The organism is uncultured Clostridium sp., from assembly GCF_963515715.1.
Classification (GTDB): domain Bacteria; phylum Bacillota; class Clostridia; order Clostridiales; family Clostridiaceae; genus Clostridium_AW.
In genome coordinates, this window is record NZ_CAUPZS010000005.1 from 1 (window position 1) to 13,558 (window position 13,558).

The following is a 13,558-nucleotide window of genomic DNA, read 5'->3' on the forward strand; positions in this document are numbered from 1 at the left end:
CTGCCCTTTTCTTTTTCATAAATAATCCCCCTAAAATTAAAGAGAATCATACCTTAACATTAATGCTTCCTAAATTATTATCAACAAAAAATTCTCTGCAATTTACAATATTAAAATCTTCTTTTTTCTCTTCTACTTTGATGAGTACATTATACCCCATTTGTGATAGGTCATTCAACATCTTATCTTTTCCATTGTCTATTACTTTTGCCCACTGCGGATAACACTTAATATCTACATTCATATTACTATTATTTACACATATAAAAGCATCCACAATTCCCATATTTACAGTTTTTATAGATGTAGCAATTTTTACATTTTTACTATCTATTTTTTTCCCCTTTTTTCTTTCATCTTTAATTATTAATTTACAATCATAGCTTTCTTTATTTAATTTTAAAGGTATATCCATATAGTAATATTCATTAGATATAGTATTATATACTTTAAAATTATTTGCATTGTCTTTTATCCAATCCATAACTTTATCATAAGCTTCTACCTTAACTTTATTCTTTACATCTAAAATAGATTTTAATGTTTCTTTCATTTCTTCTAGCTTAGAGTTTATTTCATTTTTTACTTCCTTCCAAAGCTCCTCCTTAGGCATCTTTTTCATAGAAGTTTTATCTGACAAAACTTCTTTTTCTTTTAATGCAATATTGTCATTTTCTTTATTTGCCACGGTTACGTTACTATCTTTATCTATCTTATTATTATCATTTAAATTTTTTTCTTTATTTATATCTTTATTTATATTTTTGTTTATATCTCTATTTATATCTTTTCCAATAGATTTATCTTTAACAACTTCTGAGTCATTACTTTTGTTAGTTTTACTTTCCTCTAAAATTACTTCTTTGCCTTTAGTTTCATTGTTTTTTGCTTCAACACCATTTTTGATTTCATTATCTAGATAATTCTCTATATTACTTATAGCTTTATATATAGTCTTATCTCCCTTAAAAACATTATTAAACCCTTCCACGTTGTCTTCTGTAATATCTATATTGTTTTCAAACAAAGTTAGTATATCCTCTTCATTTAAATTCTTTAATTCATTAAAAACTTCCTTTAATATATTTTTAATCTTCTCCCCTTTTATTGAATTTTCTTCAATACCCCTGCTTTCTAAATACTTATTTATAAAAGCCTCTTCTTCACCTGGATTCTCTAATATCTTATCCCTAAAATCAACTATAGTTTTTATTTTTGATATATTTTCTTTGGTAAGAGGTATATTATGCTTAGTCATCTTTTCTAAAAGAGGATATTCTTCTTTTTCTAGAACAATATTTTGCTTTAATAAGATATCATCTAAAGAATCTTTACTAGAACTCTCTTCGTCTTTTTTAGGAGTAACTATAGCTAATTTTATCTTTCCATCTTCATATCCTTCAACTTTAAATTTTAAGATTCCAGTAGGAGGAAATTCTAAAAGTTTGTTTAATTTAGCAGGAAACTGCCATCCATCTAATAATCTAAGTATCACTTCATCTTTCAACTCATCTACATTTATGATTCTACCGACTAGCATTTCTCCTATTTCAAATGATATTTTATCTTTAATCTTACTTGAATTTAAGTCATATACTCCATTAATATTCCAAATACCTGCCATAATTCTCTCCCCCCTTAAATTTTTAGTCTAATTATTATAATTATCGTATAAACTCCTTAGAGAGTGAAGAGTCTAAAATTAAAAGTTAAGAGTATACTTATAAATTCTCAAGAAATTTATTTACCTGTATTAAAAAAGTTTGCTAAAAACTTAGTTTTTAGCAAACTTATTTTCCATATTTTCCTTTTGAAGTATTGGAGATACGCTCTTATAGATACCTAAGGCTATTATTGATACAAATATTCCTTTTATCAAATTAAAAGGTACTATTGACCAAAGTATAAATGTCCATAAATCTTTTACCATAGGGTTTACTTTTGATGCTAATCCAACAAAAGCTTCTATTGGTATATTGAGAACCTTTTGATATAAAGGCAATAGTAAGTAGTAGTTAAATATTCCTGCAGCTATGGACATAGCTATTGAGCCTAATGCCAATCCAAAAATAGCTGATTTTTTTGTTTTATTACCTTTATATATAACTCCCGCTGTTACTACAATTACAGATCCCACTAAAAAATTAGCCATTTCTCCAACAAAGGCCGTTTTAGTGGCAAATACACCATGTAATATGTTTTTAATTAATTCAATAATAACTCCTTCTATAGGTCCAAAAGCAAAGGCTCCTATTAGAGCTGGTACATCACTCACATCTATTTTAAGAAATTCTGGAAAAAACGGTACTGGCAATTCAATATACATTATTAAAAAAGCTATAACACTCAATAATGTAATTTTTATTGATTTGTTTAATTTTTTATTCCTCATTTTTTATTTCCCTCCTACATCATATATTTTAATAAAAAATAAAACCCTGACAAAAAAATTGTCAGGGCGTAATTGTAATCAATAGCATAATTACATCAATACCTTCTTTCATCCAGACTATACTGTCGGCTTCGGAATCTAACCGAATCATGCCTCTCGGCTCGCGGGCTATACCGCCGGTGGGGACTTACACCCCGCCCTGAAGATAAACTTATTATCTTTTCAATATTATTATAGAACAGTATTGTTAAAATTTCAACATAATTTAAACAAAATTTTATATCTCTTTCATGGTTAAAGCTATTCTCTTCCTTTTTAAATCTACTTCTAATATTTTAACTTCTACAATATCTCCAACCTTCACTACATCTAAAGGATGCTTAACAAATCTGTCAGCTAGTTGACTTATGTGAACTAATCCATCTTGATGTACTCCAATATCTATAAAAGCTCCAAAATCAGCTACATTTCTAACTGTACCTGTTAATACCATTCCAGGCTGCAATTGAGTGATATCTATTACCCCTGTTTTAAAAATTGGCTTTGGCAATTCCTCTCTAGGGTCTCTACCTGGTTTTTTAAGTTCTTTTATTATATCTTGTAGTGTAGGAATACCTATATCCAAACTTTCGCTTAACTCAGTTAGGCCTATGTTTTTTACTCTTTCCTCAATATCTATTGAATCTTTATTTTTTAAATCTTCAATGTTATATCCTAAAGTATTTAAAAGTTTTTTTGTAGCTTCATAAGATTCAGGATGCACTGATGTATTATCCAATGGTTCATCGCTTTCCATAACTCTTAAAAATCCTGCGCACTGCTGAAAAGCCTTTTCTCCTAATCTTTTAACCTTTAATAGTTCTTTTCTATTGCTAAACTTACCTTTTTCTTCTCTATATGTTACAACGTTTTGAGCTATAGCAGAATTTATTCCCGAAATATAAGATAGCAATGCAGGAGTGGCTATATTTAAATCTACACCTACTGTATTTACGCAGTCTTCTACTACACCCTTTAAAGATTCATCTAATTTTTTAGGCGTTACATCATGTTGATATTGACCAACACCTATGGATTTAGGATCTATTTTTACTAGCTCTGCTAATGGGTCCTGTAATCTTCGACCTATTGATATAGCTCCTCTAATTGATACATCAATATCTGGATATTCCTTAACAGCTAATTCAGAAGCGGAATAAACTGATGCTCCAGCCTCTGATACTATAACATAGAATAAATCCTTTCCACTTTCTTCTTTTACTTCTCCTATAAGCTTTTCAACAACTTCCTCTGATTCCCTGCTTGCAGTACCATTTCCTAATGATATTACATCTACATTATATTTATATACTAATTCTTTTAAAGTTTTTATAGCTCCATCAACATCCCTCTTAGGCACCGTTGGATAAATGGTAGCTATACTCATTAATTTTCCTGTGTCATCTAGTACTGCTATTTTACATCCTGTTCTAAATCCAGGGTCATATCCTAAAACCACTTTTCCTTTTATAGGGGCTTGCATAAGGAGAGCACTTAAATTAGCTTTAAATATATCTATAGCCCCTTCTTCGGCCCTGTCCGTAAGTTCGCCTCTTATTTCCCTTTCTATGGAAGGATACATCAATCTTTTTAAAGAGTCCACTATACTCTTTTCTAGATATATATCAGTAATTTCATTATTCTTCATTATTTTAGTTTTTAAATAATCAATAATTTTATCCATATTAATAGTTATTTTTGCTGAGAGTATTTTTTCTTTTTCTCCTCTGTTTATAGCTAATATTCTATGAGAAGGAATTGATCTTACAGCTTCTGTATAATTATAATACATTTCATATGGTGTAGGTTCACTGCTCTCACCCTTTGTTTCTATTACTCCTTCTTTATTAACATACATTCTAATCCATTTTCTATAATCAGCATCATCAGATATTATTTCGCTGATTATATCCATAGCTCCCCCTAGAGCTTCTTCATCAGAAGTTGCTCCTTTTTCCTCATCTATGTATTTGGAAGCTTCTTCATTTATGTTTCCTTTAAAATTTCCACTAATTATTGTTTGAGCCAAGGGTTCTAATCCTTTTTCAATTGCAATTGTAGCTCTAGTTCTCTTCTTAGGTCTGTAAGGTCTATATAAGTCCTCAACCTCTGTTATTGTTTCGCTGTTTAATATTTTTCTTTCCAATTCTTCTGTAAGCTTTCCTTGCTCTTCTATTATCCTAACTACATCTTCTTTTCTACTTTCAAGATTTCTTAAATAAGATAATCTCTCACTTAATTCTCTTAAAGTTACGTCTGTAAGACCTCCTGTAGCTTCTTTTCTATATCTAGCAATAAAAGGAATTGTATTTCCTTGATCTAACAATTCTATAACGCTATTTACATTATTTAAACTTATATTTAACTCTTTAGATAATTGTTCTATAATACTTTTCATAGCTACCTCCACTAAAACTAATTCAAATTTATTTTACAATGGTTATATATTTTTTCCAATATAATATATTTTATAAGACACTATTTTTATAAGGAGTTATTTATGTCTAAAAAAATATCTAGATTTTTAGCTACCCTATTTTTAATTATTTTCTATTTCTCATTTGGGACATCTATGAGAATACAAAGCTTTGATACTAATAACATAAAAAATGATATACAATACCTTTCATCAAAGGAACTAAAAGGAAGATTAGCAGGCACTGTAGAAAATATGCAGGTTGCAAACTTTGTAAAAGAAAAATTTGCAAGCAATAATTTAATCCCGTTTAACAACAGTTATTATCATAATTTTACTACTTATTATCCCCAAAAACTAAATGATTCTCCTTATTTGAGGATATTAGATGAAAACAATGAAGTAATTAAAGAATTTCAGTATTATAAAGACTATAAAGAGGATATGATAAACTTCAAAGTAAATGATATTATCTTTGATAAAAATAATAATGTGTCCGTAAATAAAGAATTCATTGCTGTTGGTACTAATAAGGGTACTATGTTTTTATATGTGGCTGAAAATGATAACTTAAAATTTAGAAGTTCATTTTTACCTGAATCCCCAATGGATCTTTACTTAATGATAACAAGCAATACTAGAAATCAAATTGAAAATTACTTAAAAGATGGATATAAAATCCACTGCTACATTCCTTATAAAATAGATAAAACCACTGTAAGCAATGTAGCAGGATTAATACCTGGCAAAGATCAAAGCTCTTCCCCTATAGTAATATCCGCCCATTTCGATCACCTAGGAACGGATTTAAATAACACTTTATATGCTGGTGCCCTCGACAATGCCTCTGGCATTGCTTTCATCCTAGAATTGAGCAAGTATATATCTTCTCTTGGACAACCAGAAAAAAATATCTTATTTATAGGTTTTAATGCAGAAGAATTTGGGTGCTTGGGTGCTAGAGAGTTTGTTAAAGACTATGGCGATTTACTAAAAGATAGCAAAGTATTTAATTTCGATATGATTGGAACTAATAATCCTGCACCACTATGCATAATGGGTGGAGAAAAAGATTCTATAAACTCTCCACTTATTAAGTCTGCCGCCTCTGCATGTGCAAAAGAGAAAATACATTTTAATTACTTATTTCAAGATTCTAGTGATCACGAAGCCTTTAGAAATGCAAATATAGACGCAATAACTTTTATCGATAATGATTTAAGTAGAATTCACACTCCAGATGACAAACCTGAATTTATAAGCGACAAATCAATTAATAGATGTTTTAAAGTTGCATCTAAAGAGTTGATTAAACACGCTTTCGGAAACAATTTGCTTATAATATATAATAAAATTATAACATTAACTTCATTAATATTTTCAATAATCCTACTTAGCTTAGAAAGAATAAAGTGGTCAAAAAATCCCCATATATAATGGGGGTTTTTCTTATATTCCCTTTAAATATCGGTTTATGAATAAATCTATATCTCCATCCATAACTGCTGTTAAATTACTAGTTTCAGCTCCAGTTCTATGATCCTTAACCAAATTATATGGGTGAAATACATAGGAACGTATTTGGCTCCCCCATCCCATATCTTTAAGTTCTCCAGCTAAATCCTCTATTTTTTCTTTATGAGCTTCTTCTTTTAGTTGAACTAATTTTGCTTTAAGCATTTTTAATGCTGAGTCCTTATTTGAATGTTGACTTCTTTCATTTTGACATTGAACAACTATACCTGTAGGTATGTGCGTTATTCTAACGGCAGACTCTGTTTTATTAACATGCTGCCCTCCTGCTCCTCCTGCCCTATAGGTATCTACTTTTAAATCTTCAGTTCTTATATCTATATCTTGATCTTCAGTAAGTTCTGGCAATACTTCTAGTGAAGCAAATGAAGTTTGCCTTTTTCCATTAGCATTAAACGGTGAAATCCTCACTAGTCTATGGATACCCTTCTCTGCTTTTAGATATCCATATGAAAAATCTCCGCTAATTTTTAAAGTAACACTCTTTATTCCTGCTTCATCTCCTGGAAGTAAGTCTAATGTCTCTACTTTATACCCTTTCTTGTCAGACCATCTAGTATACATTCTTAAAAGCATTTCAGTCCAATCCTGGGCATCTGTACCTCCAACCCCTGAATGAAGAGTTATTATAGCATTATTTCTATCATATTCACCACTTAAGAGGATTTCAATTCTAAAAGTTTCTATACCTAATCCCAATTCTTCCACTTCATTTAGCAGTTCTTTTAGAGAAGAAGAATCCTCTTCCTCTCTAATTAAATCACAAAGAATCTTCGCATCTTCCACTCTACACTGAAAATCCTTAAATTTTTCATACCTTGCTTTGAGAAACTTTTCTTCTTGAGTAATTTCTTGAGCTTTTTTCAAATCACTCCAAAAGTCTGCTTCCCCCATTGTATTTTGTAATTCATCCATCCTTAACTTAATTTTATCTAAGTCAAAGTGAATCCCCTATTTCTTTAAGGTTTAATTCAAGAGAATTTAATTCATCTATTGTTGAATCTAATTCTAAAAACATCCGCACTCAACTCCTATTAAGCTTCTCTTCCACAACAATTTTTATATTTTCTTCCACTACCACAAGTACATGGTTCATTTCTACCTATCTTATTTTCTTTTCTTATAGGCTCTCTTTTAACCGAATCATCTCCACTCTGATTAGTAGCTGTTTCTTTAGCTACTCTTTCTCTTTCTGGAGCAGTTTGTATTTGAACTCTGAAAAGATATTTTATTGTATCTACTTTTATGTTATAAATCATTTCCTCAAACATCTGGCTTCCTTCAAACTGGTAAGCCTGAACAGGATCTTGTTGTTTATATGCTCTAAGACCTATACCTTGTTTTAAATGATCCATATTGTCTATATGATCCATCCATTTTGTATCAACAACTCTTAATAGTATAACTCTTTCAATTTCTCTCATTTGCTCAGAACCAAAGTCCTCTTCCTTATCCATATACATATTCTGAGCTATAGTAAATAATTTTTCTTTTATCTCCATACTTGTTAATCCAGATAGCTGTTCTACTGTTACATAGTCCTTTGGAAGATACATATCTTCTAAGTAATTTATTAAGTTTGTCAATTCATTTTCAAACTCTTCTTGTACTCCAGAAATATGTGAATCTACAACAGAGTATACTGAATCTCTTATCATATCTTGAACTTGTTCTTTTAAATCTTCTCCTTCAAGAACTTGAGATCTTTGTTTATAGATTATTTCTCTTTGCTGATTTATTACGTCATCATACTGTATTAATGTCTTTCTGATATCGAAGTTATTACCTTCAACCTTCTTTTGAGCATTTTCTATGGCGCTACTAACCATCTTGCTTTCTATGGCTTCATCATCACCAAGGCCTAATTTTTCAACTACTCCCTTTAGTTTGTCAGAACCAAATATTCTCATTAAATCATCTTCTAATGAAACATAAAATCTTGATTCACCTGGGTCTCCTTGACGTCCTGAACGTCCTCTTAATTGATTATCAATTCTTCTTGATTCATGTCTTTCAGTACCTATGATTTTAAGACCGCCTACTTCTACTACGCCATCTCCTAGTTTAATATCAGTACCACGTCCTGCCATGTTAGTAGCTATAGTTACTGCTGCATATTCACCAGCATGAGAAACTATTTCTGCTTCTTTTTCATGGTATTTAGCATTTAGCACCTGATGCTTAACTCCTTTTTTCTTTAGCATATCAGATATTAATTCTGATTTCTCAATGCTCACAGTACCTACAAGAACTGGCTGACCTTTTTTACTAGTCTCTGCTATCTCTTCTACTATAGCTTTATATTTACCTTTAGCTGTCTTATAAACTAAATCTGGCTGGTCCGCTCTTACAACTGGTTTATGAGTAGGTACTAGAATTACGTCTAAACCGTATATTTCTCTAAATTCATTTTCCTCTGTTAGTGCTGTACCTGTCATACCTGATAGTTTTGCAAACATTCTAAAGTAGTTCTGGTAAGTTATTGTTGCTAGAGTTTTAGATTCTCTTTCTACTTTAACTCCCTCTTTAGCTTCTATAGCTTGGTGAAGTCCGTCGCTATATCTTCTTCCTTCCATAACTCTACCTGTAAACTCATCTACTATCATTATTTCGCCGTCTCTTACAATGTAGTCTTTATCTATTTTCATCATATAATTAGCTTTTAACGCTTGAACTACGTGGTGCTGTATTTCCATATTATCTGAATCAGCATAGTTTTCTAACTTGAAAAACTCTTCTGCTTTAACTACTCCCTCATCTGTTAATAGAACTGCATTAGCCTTTTCATCTACTGTACAGTCTTTATCCTTTATAAGGGACTTAGCAAAATAGTCTGCTACTCTATAGAACTCTGTAGATTTTTCTCCTTGACCAGATATTATAAGAGGAGTTCTAGCTTCATCTATCAATATAGAGTCAACTTCGTCTACTATAGCAAAATTTAAACCCCTTTGAACCTTTTCCTCTTTATATATCACCATGTTATCTCTTAGGTAATCGAAACCAAATTCACTATTTGTACCATAGGTTATATCACAATTATAAGCCTGTTGTCTTTCTCCCTGTTCTAATTCATGAAGAATAACTCCTACCTTTAATCCTAAAAACTCATGAATTGGCCCCATAAGTTCCATATCTCTTTTAGCCAAATAGTCATTAACTGTAACTATATGCACTCCATTACCTGAAAGTCCATTTAAATAAGACGGCAAAGTAGCAACTAATGTCTTACCTTCACCAGTCTTCATTTCTGCAATTCTTCCCTGGTGAAGAACTATACCTCCCATCAGCTGCTCCCTGTAATGTTTTAATCCTATAACTCTCCATGAAGCTTCTCTAACTACTGCAAAAGCCTCTATTAAAATATCATCTAAAGTCTCTCCCTTGGCTAATCTGTCTTTAAACTCATCTGTTTTCGCCCTTAATTCTTCATCCGTAAGGCCTTGCATCTTTGAATCTAAAGCATCTATTTTATCTACCATTGGGATTATTCTTTTTAATTCTCTATCGCTATATGTTCCAAATATTTTCTCAAATAATCTCATTCTTTTCATCCTCGCTATCTCAATTTTCTAATTATCCTTATCTTTATAGATTATACCATCTAATTTATATGCGTTCAACTTAATATAAAATTAATACACAAATTGTTAAATATTATTTTACAATAGCAACTTTTTCCTATTATAATAAAATTATAATGATTTAGGAGTGATTTCATGATATCCAAATATAAAAATTACTTGTTTATAATTGAAGATATTTTACATAATTCTCCTCAAGAAAGGAAAGAATGGATTAAATTTATTAATAAAATTCCAATAAATAAAAGATACTTTGCTACATATAACTGTGATATCAGCAGACAAAATCTCTACTCCACTATAAATGACCTGGGAGTAAAATGTAACCTTTGCAACATTTTAACTCCATCTTATCTATTGTTAGATTATTGTAAAAGTATTTACAACAAAATAAATATTTATCCTATAAGCTATACCATGGATTTTCATGACTTTTATTCATGTAATATTAAAATAGATTTTATAAATCCAAATTTAATTATAATGAATACTAACAAAATACCAAAGGAGGATATGACTGCAATAAACAACTTTAATATTCCATTAATATTCTCTTCTAATTTATGTACTAATAGATTTAACTCTTGCGTAGCATGTAATGATAATTGTAATTTGAAATACATTAAAACCTTCTATAAAAATAGATTGATAATACCTGATTCTCCTCCTTACTATAATACGATTTACATATTCAAAAAATTTAATATAAATGCTAAAGATACCATAGTGGTAACTTCTAAATTGCGAAGTGATAATTTAGAATTGCAAAAGAATGGCTGTAAGATTGCACTGCTTTTAAAAAACTCATTGGAATTTGAAGAATATATAAAATCACCTTATGATGTAGATATTGTGGTAGAAAATCTAGATAATTTATCTTATTGGTTAAACTTAAAAGAGGAGACATAGTCTCCTCTTTTATATATTATGTTAATTATTCAAATTCAGGTTCAATAAGCCCGTAATTTCCGTCTTTTCTTTTATAAATTACATTTACCTCACCAGTGTCTGCACTTTCATAAACAAAGAAATTATGTCCTAAAAGTTCCATTTGAAGCAAAGCTTCTTCATTTGACATTGGCTTTATAGCAAATTTTTTTGTTTTTACTATTCTAGGTTCACTTACATCTTTACGTTCTTCGTCAGGTATAAATTGGAATCTAAGTGAATCACCGTAGAGCCTTTTCTGAAGTTTAGTTTTCTGCTTTCTTATTTGTCTTTCTAGCTTATCCACAACTAAATCAATTGAAGCATACATATCTTCTGTTGCCTCTTCCCCTCTTAAGATTACTCCATTGAAAGGAATTGTCACTTCCATTATCTGACTATTTTTTTGTACACTCAATGTAGCGTGGGCTTCTACATTTGGACTAAAGTACTTATCTAACTTATCTAACTTCTTTTCAACTACATTTCTTAATGCATTTGTAATTTCAATATTTTTCCCAGTTACAGTAATTTTCATACATTCAGCCCCTCTCTATACTCTCATAAAAGAGTAATGTTTGTTTTGTTATCTTTATTTTAATACTGTTAGATACAAATTACAAGTTTAATTATCTAAATTTACAAAATATTAAATATACTAAGCCATCTTATATTAACTATTCCTTAGCCTATCACAAAATTGCTATATTTTTCTGCAAAAAGAGTTCTTATTATTAAAATAAGAACTCTTTTTATTAAGCTAGTTGACCTGATCTTTGACCCCACACCCGCCTGCTGGAGTTTTCGCTACCGGGAATTAACCTCTCACTACTAGCCCTCTCGCCATTAAATTCTATAACGGCAGGACTTACTTCTAAGCCGCACCATGCTCATTAAACATTTTATTTAACTTACGTGGATCGTTTCGCCTGCGACTGGCATCGACTTTCAATCACAAACCTAACTCAATATATTAAAATTATACATTACTTTTCGCTACAGTCAAGATATTTATTTCTTTCGCTCCATTATCCATAAGTACCTTTGCACAATTATATGCTGTAGCCCCAGTAGTAATCACATCATCAATTAATATTATTTTTTTATTTTTTATTTTATTTTTAAAAGGAATCATGAACATTGTTCCATCGTTCCTTACCATTTAATCCTATTTGATCTAAGGTATCTTTAGTTTTATTAAGAGATTGAATGACCGGTATACCTAAATATTTTCCTGCTACATTAGCCAAATATTCACTTTGATTATACCCTCTCTTTTTAACGGCTCTTTTGGTCATCGGAACAAAGGTTAAATAATGAGGATTAAGTTCATTTTCTATTATCTTCTTGCTTAGCAAATGACCTAATACTTCACCACATTGAAAATCTTTTTTATATTTTAACCTTATTACCATATCTGCTATATTGTCTGAATAATTTGCTAAACTATAATATTTAAAACTATATTCTTCTCTCTTAATTGCAAATGAGTCTGTAATAAAGCTAATGTTATTTAGACATCTCTGACAAAGAAAACTATCTTCCACATATACTCTACATAATGGGCATTCATCTTTTTCACTATATATTATAGATAGTACTGCGTCTACTATATTCTCTAAATATTTAATAATCCCATTTCCCATGCTTCCCTATTAAAATTCCTTACCATATTCTTAGCTTTATACATTTGTTCATTTTCTTCATTTGCTACAAATAAAAGTTCTCTACCTGCTCCATTTTTATTTAAAGCCTCTGCCCCACAAAAATAAACTAATTTTTTATAATTAAATACACGATTGTCAGCAAAAAACACCATTTCATTAATATCTTTGTCTTGATAAAGTTTACAAGACCTTTCTTTTAAATCATTCGTTATTAATATGCCTGATTTACATTTTCTAAAGTTTAATAATAATTTCTCAGAACTCTTATTTTTGTAATAACAAACTATATTATTAGTTAACTCTTTACAATATCTATTGATGTATCGAAATACATTAAATACATTTTCTTCATTAGGAACATATAAAATAGCTTTTTTATTACTATGAATCCACCATTTTAAATATTCATAAATTGTATATGGTATATCTCCATTTAAATCTATCTTGGTAGTTACAATCCTGGGCTCCACTAATGGCAATCTATTTTCTAAAATAGGAAAATAAACTTCTCTTTTTTTGTTAAATAAAGCTTCAACAGAGTAAGATATAAGTCTACCATTCTCTTTACAACATTTTGCCATTATATCTATAATTTCATATTTGCTATAAATAGGCAAACTCCTTATGTCATCGTAGATTACTATATCAAATTTGCTTTTTAATTTTAGAGCATTATTGTAATTGCATACTATCAAATTTCTGTCTAGTTCTATGGATGCATTTCTTAAATAAGCATAATTTTTATGAAAGGATCTTCCTTTTAAATTTCTAAATACATCAATATATTCCTCTTCCTCATTTGTTATATATAAAATTTTGTTATTTAATCTTAAATAATCTTCTATAACTTTAGTCAATAAATACGAGGAATTATTGGGTACAGTTACTATGTTTAAAAATTGTTCCCCAGAATATAACCAATTTAAAATTTGATTTTCTAGCCTTTCCTCTTCAGAATTTAACTTCGCAACTTTACTCATAAACATAAGTTCTACACTCC

Annotated in this window: 11 protein-coding genes and 1 riboswitch; of the genes, 2 read left to right on the top strand and 9 right to left on the bottom strand. The window is 29.9% G+C overall.

Annotation, left to right across the window (positions count from 1 at the left end):
* Window positions 1-46: 46 nt before the first annotated feature.
* From RYO54_RS05555 to RYO54_RS05565, 3 genes are all read right to left on the bottom strand, one after another.
* Window positions 47-1,624, bottom strand: a complete 1,578-nt coding sequence (locus RYO54_RS05555; protein WP_315116542.1) for a hypothetical protein — start codon at window positions 1,622-1,624, stop codon at window positions 47-49.
* 150 nt (window positions 1,625-1,774) lie between these two features.
* Window positions 1,775-2,392 (bottom strand): ECF transporter S component, encoded by a 618-nt coding sequence (locus RYO54_RS05560; protein ID WP_315116544.1) that lies wholly within the window; start codon window positions 2,390-2,392, stop codon window positions 1,775-1,777.
* 96 nt (window positions 2,393-2,488) lie between these two features.
* Window positions 2,489-2,603, bottom strand: a riboswitch (FMN riboswitch).
* 66 nt (window positions 2,604-2,669) lie between these two features.
* A complete protein-coding gene (locus tag RYO54_RS05565; protein ID WP_315116546.1) occupies window positions 2,670-4,829 on the bottom strand; it encodes a Tex family protein in 2,160 nt (719 codons plus the stop codon).
* A 102-nt stretch (window positions 4,830-4,931) separates the two neighbouring features.
* On the opposite strand from RYO54_RS05565, the gene RYO54_RS05570 reads away from it, so the two are divergent.
* A complete protein-coding gene (locus tag RYO54_RS05570; protein ID WP_315116548.1) occupies window positions 4,932-6,284 on the top strand; it encodes a M28 family metallopeptidase in 1,353 nt (450 codons plus the stop codon).
* Window positions 6,285-6,296: 12 nt separating this feature from the next.
* Here RYO54_RS05570 and prfB read toward each other — a convergent pair.
* Both prfB and secA read right to left on the bottom strand, forming a co-directional pair.
* Window positions 6,297-7,398 (bottom strand): peptide chain release factor 2 gene (prfB, locus tag RYO54_RS05575; protein ID WP_315116550.1). Its coding sequence is split into 2 segments (ribosomal slippage): window positions 6,297-7,319 and window positions 7,321-7,398, totalling 1,101 coding nucleotides; the frame shifts between segments, so codons are not numbered across the junction.
* 16 nt (window positions 7,399-7,414) lie between these two features.
* Window positions 7,415-9,925, bottom strand: a complete 2,511-nt coding sequence (gene secA / locus RYO54_RS05580) for a preprotein translocase subunit SecA (RefSeq protein ID WP_315116552.1) — start codon at window positions 9,923-9,925, stop codon at window positions 7,415-7,417.
* A 174-nt stretch (window positions 9,926-10,099) separates the two neighbouring features.
* On the opposite strand from secA, the gene RYO54_RS05585 reads away from it, so the two are divergent.
* Window positions 10,100-10,873: a hypothetical protein gene (locus tag RYO54_RS05585; RefSeq protein ID WP_315116554.1), complete on the top strand. Its 774-nt coding sequence runs from the start codon at window positions 10,100-10,102 to the stop codon at window positions 10,871-10,873.
* 25 nt (window positions 10,874-10,898) lie between these two features.
* On the opposite strand, the gene hpf is transcribed toward RYO54_RS05585, so the two are convergent.
* The 4 genes from hpf to RYO54_RS05605 all read right to left on the bottom strand — a co-directional run bounded on the left by hpf (window position 10,899) and on the right by RYO54_RS05605 (window position 13,538).
* On the bottom strand, window positions 10,899-11,429 hold the full coding sequence (hpf, locus tag RYO54_RS05590; protein ID WP_315116556.1) for a ribosome hibernation-promoting factor, HPF/YfiA family: 531 nt from the start codon (window positions 11,427-11,429) through the stop codon (window positions 10,899-10,901).
* Window positions 11,430-11,870: 441 nt separating this feature from the next.
* On the bottom strand, window positions 11,871-12,026 hold the full coding sequence (locus RYO54_RS05595; protein WP_315116558.1) for a uracil phosphoribosyltransferase: 156 nt from the start codon (window positions 12,024-12,026) through the stop codon (window positions 11,871-11,873).
* Window positions 12,013-12,537, bottom strand: a complete 525-nt coding sequence (locus tag RYO54_RS05600) for a ComF family protein (protein WP_315116560.1) — start codon at window positions 12,535-12,537, stop codon at window positions 12,013-12,015. The genes RYO54_RS05595 and RYO54_RS05600 overlap by 14 nt, the downstream gene beginning before the upstream one ends.
* Entirely contained in the window at window positions 12,510-13,538 is a 1,029-nt protein-coding gene (locus RYO54_RS05605; protein ID WP_315116562.1) for a hypothetical protein, read from the bottom strand. The genes RYO54_RS05600 and RYO54_RS05605 overlap by 28 nt, the downstream gene beginning before the upstream one ends.
* Window positions 13,539-13,558: the final 20 nt, after the last annotated feature.

Bases quoted from the DNA above. Each gene is read 5' to 3' on its own strand.
- RYO54_RS05555 (WP_315116542.1), bottom strand. From the start codon at position 1,624: ATGGCAGGTATTTGGAATATTAATGGAGTATATGACTTAAATTCAAGT.
- RYO54_RS05560 (WP_315116544.1), bottom strand. From the start codon at position 2,392: ATGAGGAATAAAAAATTAAACAAATCAATAAAAATTACATTATTGAGT.
- RYO54_RS05565 (WP_315116546.1), bottom strand. From the start codon at position 4,829: ATGAAAAGTATTATAGAACAATTATCTAAAGAGTTAAATATAAGTTTA.
- RYO54_RS05570 (WP_315116548.1), top strand. From the start codon at position 4,932: ATGTCTAAAAAAATATCTAGATTTTTAGCTACCCTATTTTTAATTATT.
- secA (WP_315116552.1), bottom strand. From the start codon at position 9,925: ATGAGATTATTTGAGAAAATATTTGGAACATATAGCGATAGAGAATTA.
- RYO54_RS05585 (WP_315116554.1), top strand. From the start codon at position 10,100: ATGATATCCAAATATAAAAATTACTTGTTTATAATTGAAGATATTTTA.
- hpf (WP_315116556.1), bottom strand. From the start codon at position 11,429: ATGAAAATTACTGTAACTGGGAAAAATATTGAAATTACAAATGCATTA.
- RYO54_RS05595 (WP_315116558.1), bottom strand. From the start codon at position 12,026: ATGATTCCTTTTAAAAATAAAATAAAAAATAAAAAAATAATATTAATT.
- RYO54_RS05600 (WP_315116560.1), bottom strand. From the start codon at position 12,537: ATGGGAAATGGGATTATTAAATATTTAGAGAATATAGTAGACGCAGTA.
- RYO54_RS05605 (WP_315116562.1), bottom strand. From the start codon at position 13,538: ATGAGTAAAGTTGCGAAGTTAAATTCTGAAGAGGAAAGGCTAGAAAAT.